Genomic DNA, 15,528 nt, shown 5'->3' with positions numbered 1-15,528 from the left:
GCGCTGTCACAACCTCAAAGCTGGGCCACGATCGCGCGGTAATCCGCCGACAGCGTGGCCTGAAGAATCTCTTTCGGATAGTCGTCGGTAACCACGGCTTCGCCCATCTGGCGCAGGAGCACCAGACGCAAACGCCCATCGATCACCTTTTTGTCGACCGCCATATGCTCCATGAAATGCGCCGGGGTCATTTCCTGTGGTGGCACCACCGGCAAACCTGCATCCTGCAGCAGACGGATTGCGCGATCGCGCTCGGACTGATCGATCCAGCCCAGACGCATCGACATCTCCAGGGCCATCACCGTACCCGCTGCCACGGCCTCGCCGTGCAACCAGACACCGTAGCCCATGTGCGTTTCGATGGCATGCCCGAAGGTATGCCCCAGGTTGAGCGTTGCGCGCACACCAGACTCACGTTCGTCAGCCCCGACCACCGCAGCCTTGGCTGCACACGAGCGCTGGATCGCTTCGGTCAGCGCCGCTGGCTCGAGGGCGCGCAAAGCCTTGATATTGTCCTCGAGCCAACCAAGGAAGGGCTTGTCGCAGATCAGCCCGTACTTGATCACTTCGGCCAGGCCCGCCGACAGCTCGCGCTCGGGCAGGGTGTTGAGGGTGGTGGTGTCGATCAGCACGGCGTTGGGCTGGTAGAACGCACCCACCATGTTCTTGCCCAGCGGATGGTTGATGCCGGTCTTGCCGCCGACAGAGGAGTCGACCTGGGACAGCAGGGTGGTCGGTACCTGGATGAAATCGACGCCGCGCTGATAGCACGCCGCAGCGAAGCCGGCCATGTCGCCGATAACGCCACCACCGAGGGCCACCACCGTGGTGCGGCGGTCGTGCCGGGCCGTGAGGAGGCCGTCGAAAATCAACTGCAGGGTTTCCCAGTTTTTGTGGGCTTCGCCATCCGGGAGGATCACTGGCAGCACCGAATAGGCACCCAGCGTCTTGCTGAGACGTTCGAGATACAGGGGCGCGACGGTCTCGTTGGAAACGATGGCAACCTGCCGGCCGGCAATGTGCGGCGCCAGCAGTTCTGGCTGCTCAAGCAGGCCTTCGCCAATGTAGATCGGGTAGCTGCGCTCGCCCAGGTCGACCTTTAGTGTCTGCATGTATCCCCACAATGTACTTGGGCGCGGCGTCGGCTGAGCGACCCACGCGGTAACGTTGAACCTCGCCTCGGCGCTGGCCGAGAATAGTCCCGGCCTACCGGGGCGGCAACTGCTGCAAGCGCTCGAGAATATCCAGTACGACCATGCGCGGGGGCCGTTCGTCGGTTTCAACCACGATGTCGGCGATCTCACGGTAGAGCGGATCGCGTGCTTCAAGAAGGCTACGCAAAGTCGCCTCCGGATTGGCAGTACGCAGCAAGGGGCGATTGCGATCGCGCGCAGTACGCCCGACCTGCTGTTCCACCGAGGCATGCAGGTAGATCACCCGGCCACCATGGTGCAGAGCCTGGCGGTTGGCCTCGCGCATCACCGCGCCGCCGCCGGTCGCCACGACCACGCCATCGAGCGCGCAGAGCTCGGCGATCATCGCCTGCTCACGATCACGGAAGCCCGGCTCGCCTTCTTTGTCGAAGATCCACGGGATGTTGGCGCCTGTTTTCAGTTCGATTTCCTTGTCGGAATCTTTGAACAGCAGGCGCAGCTCTTTGGCCAACAGGCGCCCGATGGTGCTTTTTCCAGCGCCCATGGGCCCTACAAGTATCAAATTTCGCACAGAATCAACGACTCACAGCAATCGCCTGGTCATTCATGATACGCGGAGTCAGGAAGACCAGCAGCTCGGATTTTTTCTCTTGTAATGCATCGCGTCGAAACAGCCGCCCAACATACGGCAGATCACCGAAAAATGGCACCTTGTCGACCACATTGTTTTGCGTGGTCGAATACACACCGCCAATGACGATGGTTTCCCCGTCAGCTACCCGTACCTTGGCATTGACCTCGTTCTTGCGGATCGGCGGCACATCGTTCAAGGCATTGACGAAATCAGGCTCGTCCTTGGTCACCTTGACCGTCATGATCACCTTGCCGTCCGGCGTAATCTGCGGAGTGACCTCCAACGACAGCGAAGCCTCGCGGAATGCAACCGAGGTAGCGCCACTCTTCGTGGTCTCCTGGTAAGGGACTTCGGTGCCTTTGAGGATGCGGGCGGTTTCCTTATTGGCGGTGACCACCTTGGGCTGGGAGATGATTTCACCATTGCCGGTCTTCTCCATGGCGCTGAGTTCAAGGTCCAGCAGCACGCTCCCACGCAACACCCCCAAGCCAATGCTGGAACCGGCACGTTCCACCCCAAGATCGACAAACACGTCCTTGCCCAAAACAGCAGCTTCGCTGTAGAGCCGCGGGCCCCAGCGCACCCCAAGGCTTTTCTCGTAATCGACATTGGCCTCGACGATGCGCGCCTCGATCTCTACCTGCCGTACCGGCACATCCAGTTGCGCCACCAACTGGCGCAGCTCGGCAAGCCGCTCCTCAGGCTGGTGCGCCACCAGCGTATTGGTGCGCACATCCACATTCAAACTACCGCGCCCCGTCAGAATGCCGTCATCGGCCAGCGTGGCCAGCAGCAATTCGGCAAGCTCTGAGGCCTCGGCGTGGTGTATCGGCAGCAACTCGCGGCGCAACGGCTGCGATTGGGCGTCCAGCTCCAAGCCTATACGCGCGCCCAGGGCTTGTTCGGCCAGCTCAGCCGCTGGCGCCACCAACAGCACCTTGCCCTCTTCGCGCCGGGCCAGGCCCTTGCTGCGCAACACCAGCTCCAAAGCCTGATCCCAGGGAACATCCTGCAGACGCAAGGTAATACTGCCCTGCACCGTGTCGCTGGCGACCAGGTTGATGCCGGCATAATCGGCCAGCACCTGCAACACCAGGCGCACTTCCACGTCCTGGAAGTTCAGCGAAATCGGCTCACCCCGATAAGGCGTTGCCGCCAGCAACGGCATCGGCAGCAAGGCCGCCACCACCCACTTCATCAACCTGTTCATGATCTTCCCTGATCTCCCCGTCCACGCCCTGCCTGAGCCTCAGAAATGCCGTGCGCTCGCGCCAAGTGCCGCCCACGAACAACCGCTCGCGCACCGTTACCTGGTGCTCATCCACGCGCTCCACCAGCCCCCCATCGCGCCCCAGACGGTCACCGGAACGCACGCGATAGAGCCTCCCGGCAGATGACAGCAAAGCCTCATGCTCCATGCCCCGGGACAAGCTTCCGACCATTTCCAGCTGAGCCAGCGGGACAGAGGCGAGCCCTCGCCTGACAACGCGACCCGACCACGTCGAAAACGGATCGAGAACCGCTGGCAAGACCTCACCCCGGGCGGGTATCCAGGCCAATGATTCCGGCTCTGCCACCGGCCCATCGGCGTGGAAGGCGTCAACCCGCAGCCTCAATCGCAGCAAGCCGGGCCTGCCTTGAGCATCGGCCAGATGCATGTCGCCGACACGCAGCAGGCGAACCTGCCCAAGCCACTCATCGAGCCAAAGTCGCAACGCCGCGTAACGCCCAACTACCTGCACATCCAGCGGCGTTCGTGCGAAACCTGCCTTCTTCTGCTCATCCAGTACCTCAAGTTGCTCGAAATGCAGCCCATGCACATGCCCCGACGCGGCCAACTGATCGAGCAGATCGCTGATTTCGCCCCCGGCTGCCAGGCGCCATCGCATATCGTGCAGGTGCCGCTGGGCTTCACTCAGCGCTTGCGGTGCATGCACATGCGCCAACACCTGGGTGGCCTTGGCATGATGCTTGTCGTTAAGGGCCCTTTGGTTTACCTGCGCTGCCTGCTGCAGTTGCCGCCATTCCGGCCAACGAATCAGGCAGCCGACCGCAAACACCAGGCACGCCGCAGCTATCTGCAGGGCACATCGGAACAAGCGCGAGCGAGCTACCAGGGCCTGCCAGTCCAGACGCACGCGCAGCTTCACGACCAAGAGCCCGACATCCGCGCCAGCAGCAAAAACTCTTCACCAGCAGGCAAGCTCTTGATCCGCCTCAATTCCAGGTCGAGCAATATCCCGGAGCGCCCGAGATCACGCATCAATTGCGCTATCACAGCGCTGGAAGCGGCCAGCCCAACCAAGTGCAACCGCTCACCCTCGACCTTCAGTTCGACAACCTGAACGCCCTCGGGCAATGCCCGCTCCAGATCGCTGAACAGCGCCGTGAGAAGCCCTCGGTCCGCAAACAAAGCGTCCAGCGAGGCGGTTTGGGCCCTTGCTGCGTCGAGAGCCTGCTGAATGACGTCAAGCTGCTCCAGCTGCCTATTGAGCCCCGCGATCGCGGCCTGGCGCCCCAGGTTGGCAGCGGCCTGATGCTGCGCCCGCTGGCGCGCCAGCTGGTCCATCAACAACACAACACAGAGTGCCAGCACCACGCTGCCAATCAGCATGAGCTGAAAACGGCGAAGCGCCGCCAAGCGTTGCTGTTCGCGCCAGGGCAAAAGATTGATACGCAGCATCAGCGCAAAGCTCCCAGCGCCAGGGCAGACGCCAATGCCATGTTGTCGTCGTGACATGCAAGGCCAGCCACCTGGGGCAACGCCCGATAAGGTACTTCCAACCGGTCAATCAAGTCACCGAGCCGACCTTGCTCAAGCTGCAGGCTCCCAGCCAGAAGCAGGTCTTGCACCTGCAGGTCATCGACAAACAGTTCGGCCAGCCGGCCCAGGGGCACTTCGCGCCGCTGCGGCAATACACCCTGTGACCAGCAATGCAGCGTAGCGCTGCCGGGCTCAAGGCGCAGCAGCGCGCAGCCGTCTGCACCCGGTTGCGGCATCATTCGCCGCAAGGCGATGCTGTCGACCTCGACGACTTCCAGCAGCAACCCAGCGTCATCGAAAATCGCTTCCAACGACTGCAGCAGGGTCTGCCGGCAGGCCACCACCAGAACATCACGCGCGCCAGCCTGCCCACATGAAGCCCCCAACACCTGGAAGTCCATCACCAGGTCTTCCAGCGGGAAAGGAAACAACCTGTCCGCATCAGCCAGAAGTTGCGCCTCCATTTCGGCTACTGGCTGGTCTGCCGGTAGCTGGCACAACTTGCAGATTACCTGCGAGGCAGGCAGGGCCACTGCGACCCGGCGCTGGCGACTGCCACTGCGCCGACAAGCGCTACGCAGCGCCGCCACGACGCGATCAGCCACTTGCCACCAATCAGCAGCACCTGTGGGCTCGAATCGCTCAACCTCCCAGGCAAGACGCTCACAGCGCCCTTTTCTGCGTTGCAGTTGTACAAGCCGAACCGAATCGACGGCAATTTCAACCCCCAACAGTGAACCGGCATCCTTGCCAATGCGTCCAAGCATCGCTGCTCCTTTGTGACAGCCCTGAAACCCGCGCCAGCACCAAGGCTTGATGGCCGGAAGGTGCAGCGGGCCGCCCGGCCGGTCACCCGGCGAGGCGAAAAATGCTTATAATGCCCAGCGTTTTTTCGTCCGCCGGCTCCGTGCGCAATTCACCCCTCAACCTGGACACCCAAAAGCCTTGATACGTCTGCTGAAGTTCTTCTGGTGGTCTTTCGTCGCAGTCATCTGCGCGCTCGTACTCGGTGTGAGCGGTGCGTTTCTGTATCTTAGTCCCAACCTGCCGTCGGTCGATTCGCTCAGAAGCATCCAGTTGCAGATCCCCCTGAGGGTGTACAGCAGCGATGGCAAGCTGATCGCCGAGTTTGGCGAAATGCGCCGCTCGCCCATCCGTTTCGCGGACATTCCCCCGCAATTCATTCAGGCGCTTCTGTCAGCCGAGGACGACAATTTCCTCAATCACTACGGCGTTGACCCGGCCAGCCTGATGCGCGCCGCGACCCAACTGGTGAAAACCGGTCATATACAGACCGGCGGCAGCACAATCACCATGCAGGTGGCGAAGAACTTCTTCCTCACCAGCGAGCGCAGCTTCTCGCGCAAGACCAACGAGATTCTCCTGGCCCTGCAGATCGAGCGCGAACTGACCAAGGATGAGATCCTCGAGCTGTACGTGAACAAGATCTACCTGGGCAACCGCGCCTACGGCATCGACGCTGCCGCACAGGTTTACTATGGCAAGTCGATCCGTGACGTGAGCCTGGCGCAGATGGCGATGATCGCCGGCCTGCCCAAGGCACCGTCGCGCTTCAACCCTCTGGCCAACCCGGTGCGTGCAAAAGAGCGTCGCGACTGGATCCTGGGCCGCATGTACAAGCTCGGCAAGATTGACGAGGCGAGCTACCAGGCCGCCCTGGCCGAACCGCTTAACGCCAGCTACCACGTATCGGCGCCGGAGGTTAACGCGCCTTACATCGCCGAGATGGCCCGTGCCGAAATGGTTGGCCGCTATGGCAGCGATGCGTATACCGAGGGTTTCCGCGTCACCACCACAGTGCCGAGCGACATGCAGGAAATCGCCAACAAGGCCGTTCACGGTGGCCTGTCCGATTATGATGAGCGCCACGGCTACCGCGGCCCTGAATCGCGCTTCCCGGGCAAAGGCCAGGCTGCCTGGCTGCAGGAATTGAACAAGCAGCGCACCTTGGGCGGGCTGGAGCCGGCCATCGTTACCCAGGTTGAGAAAAGCGGCCTGAAAGTACTGACCCGCGGCGGCAAGGAAGAAGATGTCGCATGGGACACCATGAAGTGGGCGCGCCCGTTCATCAATAGCAATGCGCAGGGCCGGGCGCCACAATCGCCGGCAGACGTGGCCCAGGTTGGCGACCTGGTGCGCGTGCAGCGGCTGGACGACGGCAAACTCAAGTTCAGCCAGGTACCGGCAGCGCAGAGCGCGCTGATCACGCTGGACCCTTACAACGGCGCCATCCGTGCGCTGGTTGGCGGTTTCTCGTTCGAGCAGAGCAACTACAACCGCGCCATGCAGGCCAAGCGCCAGCCCGGCTCAAGCTTCAAACCGTTCATCTATAGCGCGGCGCTGGACAGCGGCTACACCGCCGCCAGCCTGGTCAACGACGCTCCGATCGTGTTCGTCGACGAATACCTGGACAAGGAATGGCGACCCAAGAATGACACCAACACCTTCCTCGGCCCGATTCGCATGCGCGAAGCGCTGTACAAGTCGCGCAACCTGGTATCGATCCGCTTGCTGCAGGCCATGGGCGTAGGCCGCACCATCGACTACATCACCAAGTTCGGCTTCAACAAGCAGGATCTGCCGCCCAACCTGTCGCTGGCATTGGGCACCGCGACCCTGACGCCCATGGAAATCGCCACTGGCTGGAGCACCTTCGCCAACGGCGGTTACAAGATCAACCCGTACCTGATCGAGCGCATCGAGAGCCGCAACGGCGAGACGCTGTTCACCGCCAACCCTGCGCGCGTGCCGCAGGGCGCCGAGGACGACGCAGGCCTGGCGGCACCAGAGCAGCCGATCAGCACGGCGTCGCTGCCTGGTGAGGCGCCGTCGGTTCCTGGCCAGCCTGCACCCGCCACACAGGCACCGGTAACCGCCGAGCAGATCATCGATGGCCGTACCACCTATATCCTCACCAGCATGCTGCAGGACGTGATCAAACGCGGGACCGGGCGCCGCGCCCTGGCCCTGGGTCGTACGGACCTGGCGGGCAAGACCGGCACCACCAACGAGTCCAAGGATGCCTGGTTCTCCGGCTACAACGCCGATTACGTCACTACCGTCTGGGTCGGTTTCGACCAGCCGGAAACCCTGGGTCGCCGCGAATACGGCGGGACGGCTGCCCTGCCGATCTGGATGAGCTTCATGGGCGCGGCCCTGAAGGACAAGCCCAACCACCCGCCTGCAGAACCGGAAGGCATCCTCAGCCTGCGTGTCGACCCGGTCAGCGGCCGTGCGGCCTCCCCGAGCACGCCTAACGCGTATTTCGAACTGTTCAAGGCTGAAGATTCGCCACCATCGGTGGATGAACTGGGCAACGGTGCAGCGCCGGGCAGCCCGCTGCCGGCCGATGAAGCGGCGCCCATGGATTTGTTCTGAGCCGACAGCTTGCAGCTTGAACCCAAAAAAAACCGGCTCATATGAGCCGGTTCTTTTTGCACCCTGCTTCAGCCGTTGAATACTTCGTCAACGCTGTTGAGCGGGTAGTGCTTCGGATATGGCAGGGTAGCCACGCCGGATTCGATGGCAGCCTTGGCTACGGCATCGGAAACGACGGTGATCAGGCGTGCGTCCAGCGGCTTCGGAATGATGTACTCACGGCCGAATTCCAGGCCTTCAACGCCATAGGCTTCGCAAACTTCCTTAGGCACCGGCAGCTTGGCCAGGTCCTTCAGGGCGATAGCGGCGGCGATCTTCATTTCTTCGTTGATACGCTTGGCGCGAACGTCCAGGGCACCACGGAAGATGAATGGGAAGCCCAGCACGTTGTTGACCTGGTTCGGGTAGTCGGAACGACCGGTAGCCATGATCACGTCGTTGCGGGTGGCATGAGCCAGCTCTGGCGAGATCTCCGGGTCCGGGTTCGAGCAGGCGAACACGATCGGGTTGGCAGCCATCGATTTCAGGCCTTCCGCGCTCAGCAGGTTCGGGCCGGACAGGCCAACGAACACATCGGCACCGTCCAGGGCATCAGCCAGGGTGCGCTTGTCGGTAGCGTGAGCGAACTGGGCCTTGTACTGGTTCAGGTCGTCACGGCCAGCGTGGATCACGCCGCTACGGTCGATCATGAAGATGTTTTCGACCTTGGCGCCCATGCTGACCAGCAGCTTCATGCAAGAGATGGCGGCAGCGCCGGCACCCAGGCAGACGATCTTGGCGTCTTCGAGCTTCTTGCCCGCGATTTCCAGGGCGTTGATCATGCCGGCAGCGGTAACGATAGCGGTGCCGTGCTGGTCATCGTGGAACACCGGAATATCGCACTGCTCGATCAGGGTGCGCTCGATTTCGAAGCACTCGGGTGCCTTGATGTCTTCGAGGTTGATGCCACCGAAGGTGATCGAAATGCGGCGAACGGTGTCGATGAAAGCTTGCGGGCTTTCCGACTCGACTTCGATATCGAACACGTCGATACCGGCGAAACGCTTGAACAGAACGCCCTTGCCTTCCATGACCGGCTTGGAAGCCAGTGGGCCAAGGTCACCCAGACCGAGGATGGCGGTGCCATCGGAAATAACTGCAACAAGGTTGCCCTTGCCAGTGTATTTGTAGGCCAGCTCAGGATCACGGCCGATTTCACGCACCGGTTCTGCAACACCTGGGCTGTAGGCCAGGGCGAGATCGCGGGCGGTGGCGGTGGGCTTGGAGAGCTCGACGCTCAGTTTCCCCGGACGAGGTTGAGCGTGGTATTCGAGAGCGGCGGTTTTCAGGTCTGACATGGTGGGCATTCCGCTATTTACTGTTCTGACGGACCGCCGAGGATACGCAAAGAGCCGGGGAGCCACAAGACTGGTCGGTCACTTGTGTCAAGGCCTTTAGCCTACGACTTTACGCTATAACACACGGGGGCATTCGAACAACAGTGTGTACAATCCAATAGCGAAATGTCTACATCTTTTCAGCTTGAAATGCGTTCCAGCATGCTCGGATCGGTGATTGGCAACACCCAGCGTCGCTGCCCCGGCTTGAGCCCACCCTTGCGGGAACGATCCAGCACCCAACCCCGCGCCTCGACCTGGCGTCCTTTGAGGTTATCGAAGAAGCCGACGGGGAAGTTGCGTTGCAGACGAGCGGGAACCTGCAGCACCACGTCAGTTTCAAGTTCCAGCCAGACTCCACCGCGATTGCGTGCAATATTCCGGATGCTGCCGCCGATCACCGCGAAGCCCGACTGGCGAACCTGGCTGGCGCGAAGTACCGGTGAAGGGCGCCAAAGGCCAGCGCCTGCCTTGCGCGCCGATTGCTCGGCCACTCGCTGGCACGCCACCAAACGCACATTGGGCGCAACCGCGACGCGATAGCCAAGCCCTTCGCCAAGCAATCGGGCTTCAAGATTGTCGCCACTACGGGCGTAAACGTGTGCCAGCGTGCGGCCGTACTTGTCCTTGGGCTCGACGCCGAGCACCAAGCCGACACGGCCGTCGCTGGCTTTGACCAAGGCTTGCAAACGCCGCTTGGCGGCCTCGGCAAAAGGTTCGCTGGTGCGCCCCTTGCGCCCTATCTCCGGGGCGTTGATGCCAATCATGCGCACGCTGCGACCATCGGTAAGGCGCAGGGTATCGCCATCGACCACCTGACGCACCGCCACGATCTGCGGCCTGTCCGGCAATGGGCAAAACGCCAGGGCCGGCACTTGCCAGAGCGCGCCCACAAAAAAGGCGCCCACAAGGGGCGCCTTTTTCAGCAACAACGCGAAGCCCGAAGGATTCGCCATGCGCATGATTACTTCTTGGTACCGAACATACCGAAGCGATCGGCGAAGCGCTGAACGCGACCACCGGTGTCCAGCACTTTCTGCTTACCGGTGTAGAACGGGTGGCACAGGTTGCAAACGTCGATCGCCAGGGTGCTGCCCAGGGTCGAACGGGTTTCGAATTTGTTGCCGCAGCTGCAGGTCACAGCAACTGCTTCGTAGTTCGGATGAATATCAGCTTTCATGGTCACTTCCTCGAGCTGCGTGCCGCCACCCAACACCAATTGTTGAATACCGCACGTAATTAGGCGGGGAATAATACCAGAGCGCCGCGTCGACGCAAGTTGTCGCTTGCACCGACTGTCGTCTGATAGGCTCGCCAGTCTTCGAAACGCCCTGCGAGACCTTACGCGTGTCCGACGTCATCCTGCGCCTTGCCCTGCCCTCCCCCCTGCGTCGCCTGTTCGACTACAGGGCGCCGGCGAGCATGGCGCACCAGGCACTCACCCCGGGAATGCGCATCCGGGTGCCGTTCGGCCGCCGCGAGATGATCGGCGTGCTGGTGGAGGTCTGCGACCACAGCGAGGTCCCTGCCGACAAGCTCAAACCGGCCAGCGCCCTGCTCGACCCGGTTTCACCGGTGCCGGCGCCGCTGTTCAAGCTGTGCCTGTGGACGGCCCAGTACTACCAGCACAGCCTCGGCGACACCCTGAGCTGGGCCTTGCCCACCTTGCTGCGCCAGGGCGAGCCGGCCGAGATGCGCCAGGAGCGCTTCTGGCACGTGGCCCCAGGTGCCCGCCTGGAAGACCCGCGCATCGCCCGCGCACCGCGCCAGCGGGACGCCCTCAGAACGCTGGCGCAACACCCGCACGGCGTTGCGCACAGCCTGCTGAGCAAGCTCAACCTTAACAAGGACAGCCTTGACCTGTTACTGGCCAAGGACTTGGTTCAGCTCGAAGTACGCCGCCACCTGCCAGATCAACGCCATGAGCACTGGCTGGCCCAGCCGGAACTGCCGCTCAACGAAGAACAGCGAGTGGCCTTCGAGGCCGTGCGCGATGGCTTTGGCAGCTTCAATGCGTTCCTCCTGGCCGGCGTTACCGGCAGCGGCAAGACCGAGGTCTACCTGCAACTGATCCGTGAAACCCTGGAAGCCGGCAAGCAGGCGCTGGTGCTGATCCCGGAAATCAACCTCGGCCCGCAAACCCTGGCGCGTTTCGAACAGCGTTTCAACGCACGCATCGCCTTGGTGCATTCGGCCGTCAATGACCGCGAACGCCTCGACGCCTGGCTGGCGGCGCGAGATGGCGAGGCGGATATCATCATCGGCACGCGTTCGGCGCTGTTCACTCCCATGAAGAACCCGGGCCTGATCATCATCGACGAAGAACATGACGGCTCCTATAAGCAGCAGGAAGGCCTGCGCTACCACGCCCGCGACCTGGCGATGGTGCGCGCTCACCAGGAGAACATCCCGATCCTGCTCGGCTCAGCCACCCCTTCGCTGGAAACCCTGCACAATGCCCTGACCGGCCGCTACCGCCTGCTGCGCATGAACCAGCGCGCAGGAGGCGCGCGCCCGCCACGCATGTTACGCCTGGACGTGAAAAGCCTGCCGCTGGACAGCGGCATCAGCGGCCCGCTGCAACAGGCCATCCGCCAGACACTGGAAGCAGGCCAGCAGGTGCTGGTTTTCCTCAACCGCCGCGGTTTCGCCCCGACGCTGCTGTGCCACGACTGCGGCTGGCTCAGCGAATGCCCGCGCTGCGATGCCCGCATGACCGTGCATCAGCGCGCCGGCGTACTGCGCTGCCACCATTGCGGGTACGACGAACGCCTCCCGCACCAGTGCCCCAAGTGCGACCATGTCGACTTGCGCCCGGTAGGTGCAGGCACCGAGCGCGCCGAGGAACGACTGAAGGTACTGTTCCCCGATTACCCGATCCTGCGGGTCGACCGCGACAGCACGGCGCGCAAGGACGCGATGCACAATTTGTTCAGCACCATTCAGCGCGGCCAGCCGAGCATCCTGGTCGGGACGCAGATGCTGGCCAAGGGGCATCACTTTCCGCGGGTGACCTTGGTCGCGATTCTCGATGCTGATGGCGGGTTGTTCTCCGGCGACTTCCGCGCCACCGAGCGCATGGCCCAGCTCATCGTGCAGGTCGCCGGGCGCGCGGGGCGTGCCGAGGAACCCGGCAAAGTGGTCATCCAGACGCACCTGGCCGACCACCCGCTGCTGGTGCAGTTGACCGAGCAAGGCTACTTCGCCTTTGCCGAACAGGCGCTGGACGAGCGCCGCGCCGCTGGCCTGCCACCGTATTCCCACCTTGCCCTGCTGCGCGCCGAAGCGCACAAGCCAGGGCAGGCCGAAGGTTTTCTCGACGAAGCCTGCAGCGCCGCGCAGCGCCTGGTGACCGAGCAGCGCTTGCCCGGCATTGAACTGTTGGGCCCGGTGCCTGCTCCGATGGAGCGCAAGGCCGGGCGCTTCCGTGCGCAATTGCTGATACAGGCCGAAACCCGGGCACCGCTGCATCGACTGATCAGTGCCTGGTTGCTAGTGTTGGAGCAGCTTCCAGGCGGGCGGCAAGTACGCTGGTCGCTGGATGTCGACCCGGTCGACCTATATTGAGCTGTAAGCTGCAAGCTACAAGCAAGAGCAAGAGCAGGCCGGGCGATGGCGTTTGTTCTTGCAGCTTGAAGCTTGCAGCTCAAAGGTTGGCAACCCGGCCCCAGCAACGGATAATGCCCAGTTTTTCCACCTGCGCACCCAGGCGCTCCACCGCGCTAGCGGTCGAAAAGAGATCCCCATGAAAGACACCATTCGCCAGCTGATCCAGCAAGCCCTCACCCAACTCGTCACCGACGGTGTGCTGCCTGAAGGGCTGTCGCCGGCGATCCAGGTGGAAAACGCCCGGGACAAGACCCACGGCGACTTCGCCAGCAACATCGCAATGATGCTGGCCAAGCCGGCTGGCATGAAGCCGCGCGACCTCGCCGAAAAGCTGATTGCAGCCCTGCCGGCCAGTGCCGACATCAGCAAGGTCGAGATCGCAGGCCCAGGCTTTCTGAACTTCTTCCAGAACACCGACGCCCTGGCCAACCGCCTGGACGCCGCCCTTGCCGATGCGCACCTGGGTGCGCGCAAGGCTGGCCCTGCGCAGAAGGTGGTGATCGACATGTCGGCACCGAACCTGGCCAAAGAGATGCACGTCGGCCACTTGCGCTCCACCATCATCGGTGACAGCGTCGCCCGCGTGCTGGAGTTCCTGGGTGACCAGGTCATCCGCCAGAACCACGTGGGCGACTGGGGTACTCAGTTCGGCATGCTGCTGGCCTATCTGGAAGAAAACCCGATCACCAGCGACGAGCTGTCCGACCTGGAGAACTTCTACCGCGCCGCCAAGAAGCGCTTCGACGAGTCCGAAGAATTCGCCACCCGCGCTCGCGGCCTGGTGGTCAAGCTGCAGGCCGGCGACCCTGAGTGCATGGCGCTGTGGACGCGCTTCAAGGACATTTCGCTGTCGCACTGCCAGAAAACCTACGAGCTGCTCAACGTCAAACTGACCATGGCCGACGTGATGGGCGAAAGCGCCTATAACGCCGACCTCGCCAACGTGGTTGCCGACCTCAAGGCCAAAGGCCTGCTGGTCGAGGACCAAGGCGCCCAGTGCGTGTTCCTCGAAGAGTTCAAGAACAGCGAAGGCGAGCCGCTGCCCGTGATCGTGCAGAAGGCCGACGGCGGCTACCTGTACGCCACCACCGACCTGGCTGCCGTGCGCTACCGCAGCAATGTGCTCAAGGCCGACCGCGCGCTGTACTTCGTCGACCAGCGCCAGGCACTGCACTTCAACCAGGTGTTCGAAGTGGCGCGCCGCGCCGGTTTCGTCGGCCACCCGATGCAAATGGAACACATGGGCTTCGGCACCATGAACGGCGCCGATGGCCGCCCGTTCAAGACCCGTGACGGCGGCACCGTGAAGCTGATCGACCTGCTCACCGAGGCCAAGGAACGTGCCTACGCACTGGTCAAGGAGAAAAACCCGAGCCTGGCCGAGGACGAATTGCGCCACATCGGTGAAGTGGTCGGTATCGGCGCGGTGAAATACGCAGACCTGTCCAAGCACCGCACCAGCGACTACAGCTTCAACTTTGAGCTGATGCTCAACTTCGAAGGCAACACCGCGCCCTACCTGCTGTACGCCTACACCCGCGTGGCCGGCGTGTTCCGCAAGCTGGGCAAGGGCTTTGACGAGGTGGAAGGCCGCATCGTCCTGCAGGCTGCACACGAGCAGGACCTGGCTGCACGCCTGGCGCAATTCGGCGAGATCCTCAACAACGTCGCGGACAAGGGCACCCCGCACGTGTTGTGCACCTACCTGTACGACCTGGCTGGCCTGTTCTCCAGCTTCTACGAGAATTGCCCGATCCTCGCCGCCGAAACCCCCGAGCAACAGCAGAGCCGCCTGCGCCTGGCAGCCCTGACGGGTCGCACCCTCAAGCAAGGTCTGGAACTGCTCGGCCTGGAAACCCTGGAGCGCATGTAAGTTGGCTGCCAAGAAAAAACCAGCTCCCAAGCGCGGTGCAAGCCGCACCCAGGCACCGGCCAAACAGCCGATCCCCGGCTGGATATGGCTGGCAGTCGGCCTGACGGTCGGCGCCTTCATCGTCTTCCTGATGAAGCTCGAGCCTGGCGGTGGCGATATCAAGCGCGCCAAGCCCGAGCAGCAGAAGCCCGAGAAAGTTGCCGAGGCGGGCAAATCAACCGCGGCCGCTACGCAGCAGCCGGTAAAGCCCAAGTATGACTTCTACACCCTGCTGCCCGAGTCGGAAGTGATCGTGCCGCCAGAAGCCGTGCCTGAGAAGACGCCGCCTGTCCCAGCCCAGCCAGTCACCCCGGTCACACCTGCCGAAGCGGCGAAAATCGATACCGCGCGCGCCCAGGCTGCACTGTTGGGCCAGACGCCACCCCCGGCTCCGCCAGTGATCAAACCTGCGGCCACCACGCAGTACTTCCTTCAGGCCGGCTCGTTCCGCAAACAGGCCGACGCCGACAAGGTGCGGGCGCAGATCATCCTGTTGGGCCAGACGGTGAAGGTGGAGTCGGGCACGGTCAAGGATGAAACCTGGTACCGCGTGCTGGTCGGCCCATACAGCAACCGTGAGCAGTTGACCGGTGCGCAGAAGCAACTGGCCGGAGCGGGGTTCAGTAACCTGCTACTGCAGCAGCGCCAGACCCGCCAGTAACGAAAAAGGCCTTGTCGCT

13 protein-coding genes are annotated in these 15,528 nt (G+C 62.7%); 4 read left to right on the top strand and 9 right to left on the bottom strand.

What is annotated here, in order from left to right:
• Nucleotides 1-14: 14 nt before the first annotated feature.
• The 6 genes from aroB to pilM form a co-directional block, all read right to left on the bottom strand.
• Nucleotides 15-1,112, bottom strand: a complete 1,098-nt coding sequence (gene aroB / locus ACMGF5_RS10725; RefSeq protein ID WP_046787053.1) for a 3-dehydroquinate synthase — start codon at nt 1,110-1,112, stop codon at nt 15-17.
• 94 nt (nt 1,113-1,206) lie between these two features.
• Nucleotides 1,207-1,725 (bottom strand): shikimate kinase AroK, encoded by a 519-nt coding sequence (gene aroK / locus ACMGF5_RS10720; protein ID WP_039602073.1) that lies wholly within the window; start codon nt 1,723-1,725, stop codon nt 1,207-1,209.
• A 4-nt stretch (nt 1,726-1,729) separates the two neighbouring features.
• Complete coding sequence (locus ACMGF5_RS10715; RefSeq protein ID WP_115273375.1) at nt 1,730-2,998, bottom strand: type IV pilus secretin PilQ; 1,269 nt, start codon at nt 2,996-2,998, stop codon at nt 1,730-1,732.
• Nucleotides 2,922-3,938, bottom strand: a complete 1,017-nt coding sequence (locus ACMGF5_RS10710) for a pilus assembly protein PilP (protein ID WP_204919413.1) — start codon at nt 3,936-3,938, stop codon at nt 2,922-2,924. The genes ACMGF5_RS10715 and ACMGF5_RS10710 overlap by 77 nt, the downstream gene beginning before the upstream one ends.
• On the bottom strand, nt 3,935-4,471 hold the full coding sequence (locus tag ACMGF5_RS10705) for a PilN domain-containing protein (RefSeq protein ID WP_115273374.1): 537 nt from the start codon (nt 4,469-4,471) through the stop codon (nt 3,935-3,937). The genes ACMGF5_RS10710 and ACMGF5_RS10705 overlap by 4 nt, the downstream gene beginning before the upstream one ends.
• On the bottom strand, nt 4,471-5,319 hold the full coding sequence (gene pilM, locus ACMGF5_RS10700) for a type IV pilus biogenesis protein PilM (protein WP_115273373.1): 849 nt from the start codon (nt 5,317-5,319) through the stop codon (nt 4,471-4,473). The genes ACMGF5_RS10705 and pilM overlap by 1 nt, the downstream gene beginning before the upstream one ends.
• Before the next feature lie 181 nt (nt 5,320-5,500).
• Between pilM and ACMGF5_RS10695 the strand changes: the two genes are divergently transcribed.
• Nucleotides 5,501-7,951, top strand: a complete 2,451-nt coding sequence (locus tag ACMGF5_RS10695) for a penicillin-binding protein 1A (RefSeq protein ID WP_410003547.1) — start codon at nt 5,501-5,503, stop codon at nt 7,949-7,951.
• A gap of 68 nt (nt 7,952-8,019) precedes the next feature.
• Here the strand turns inward: ACMGF5_RS10695 and ACMGF5_RS10690 are convergent, their stop codons facing one another.
• The 3 genes from ACMGF5_RS10690 to rpmE all read right to left on the bottom strand — a co-directional run bounded on the left by ACMGF5_RS10690 (nt 8,020) and on the right by rpmE (nt 10,507).
• On the bottom strand, nt 8,020-9,288 hold the full coding sequence (locus ACMGF5_RS10690) for a malic enzyme-like NAD(P)-binding protein (RefSeq protein WP_039603148.1): 1,269 nt from the start codon (nt 9,286-9,288) through the stop codon (nt 8,020-8,022).
• A 179-nt stretch (nt 9,289-9,467) separates the two neighbouring features.
• Complete coding sequence (locus ACMGF5_RS10685) at nt 9,468-10,289, bottom strand: thermonuclease family protein (RefSeq protein WP_046787048.1); 822 nt, start codon at nt 10,287-10,289, stop codon at nt 9,468-9,470.
• A 2-nt stretch (nt 10,290-10,291) separates the two neighbouring features.
• Nucleotides 10,292-10,507, bottom strand: coding sequence for a 50S ribosomal protein L31 (rpmE, locus tag ACMGF5_RS10680; RefSeq protein ID WP_012312321.1), 216 nt, complete (start codon nt 10,505-10,507; stop codon nt 10,292-10,294).
• 167 nt (nt 10,508-10,674) lie between these two features.
• Between rpmE and ACMGF5_RS10675 the strand changes: the two genes are divergently transcribed.
• From ACMGF5_RS10675 to ACMGF5_RS10665, 3 genes are all read left to right on the top strand, one after another.
• Nucleotides 10,675-12,894, top strand: a complete 2,220-nt coding sequence (locus ACMGF5_RS10675) for a primosomal protein N' (protein ID WP_115273370.1) — start codon at nt 10,675-10,677, stop codon at nt 12,892-12,894.
• A 178-nt stretch (nt 12,895-13,072) separates the two neighbouring features.
• The gene (gene argS, locus ACMGF5_RS10670; protein WP_115273369.1) at nt 13,073-14,809 is read left to right on the top strand and encodes an arginine--tRNA ligase; all 1,737 of its coding nucleotides are present in this window, start codon (nt 13,073-13,075) and stop codon (nt 14,807-14,809) included.
• Between the two features lies 1 nt (nt 14,810).
• Entirely contained in the window at nt 14,811-15,509 is a 699-nt protein-coding gene (locus ACMGF5_RS10665; protein ID WP_046787045.1) for an SPOR domain-containing protein, read from the top strand.
• Nucleotides 15,510-15,528 lie beyond the last annotated feature (19 nt).

Origin of the sequence: Pseudomonas sp. BNK-15, assembly GCF_047456105.1 — a bacterium.
Lineage (GTDB): Bacteria > Pseudomonadota > Gammaproteobacteria > Pseudomonadales > Pseudomonadaceae > Aquipseudomonas > Aquipseudomonas putida_E.
This window is presented reverse-complemented; position numbering and strand designations above follow the sequence as displayed.

Coding starts and splice junctions, on each gene's coding strand:
- ACMGF5_RS10690 (WP_039603148.1), bottom strand. CDS start 9,288: ATGTCAGACCTGAAAACCGCCGCTCTCGAATACCACGCTCAACCTCGT.
- aroB (WP_046787053.1), bottom strand. CDS start 1,112: ATGCAGACACTAAAGGTCGACCTGGGCGAGCGCAGCTACCCGATCTAC.
- argS (WP_115273369.1), top strand. CDS start 13,073: ATGAAAGACACCATTCGCCAGCTGATCCAGCAAGCCCTCACCCAACTC.
- ACMGF5_RS10685 (WP_046787048.1), bottom strand. CDS start 10,289: ATGCGCATGGCGAATCCTTCGGGCTTCGCGTTGTTGCTGAAAAAGGCG.
- rpmE (WP_012312321.1), bottom strand. CDS start 10,507: ATGAAAGCTGATATTCATCCGAACTACGAAGCAGTTGCTGTGACCTGC.
- ACMGF5_RS10705 (WP_115273374.1), bottom strand. CDS start 4,471: ATGCTGCGTATCAATCTTTTGCCCTGGCGCGAACAGCAACGCTTGGCG.
- ACMGF5_RS10715 (WP_115273375.1), bottom strand. CDS start 2,998: ATGAACAGGTTGATGAAGTGGGTGGTGGCGGCCTTGCTGCCGATGCCG.
- pilM (WP_115273373.1), bottom strand. CDS start 5,319: ATGCTTGGACGCATTGGCAAGGATGCCGGTTCACTGTTGGGGGTTGAA.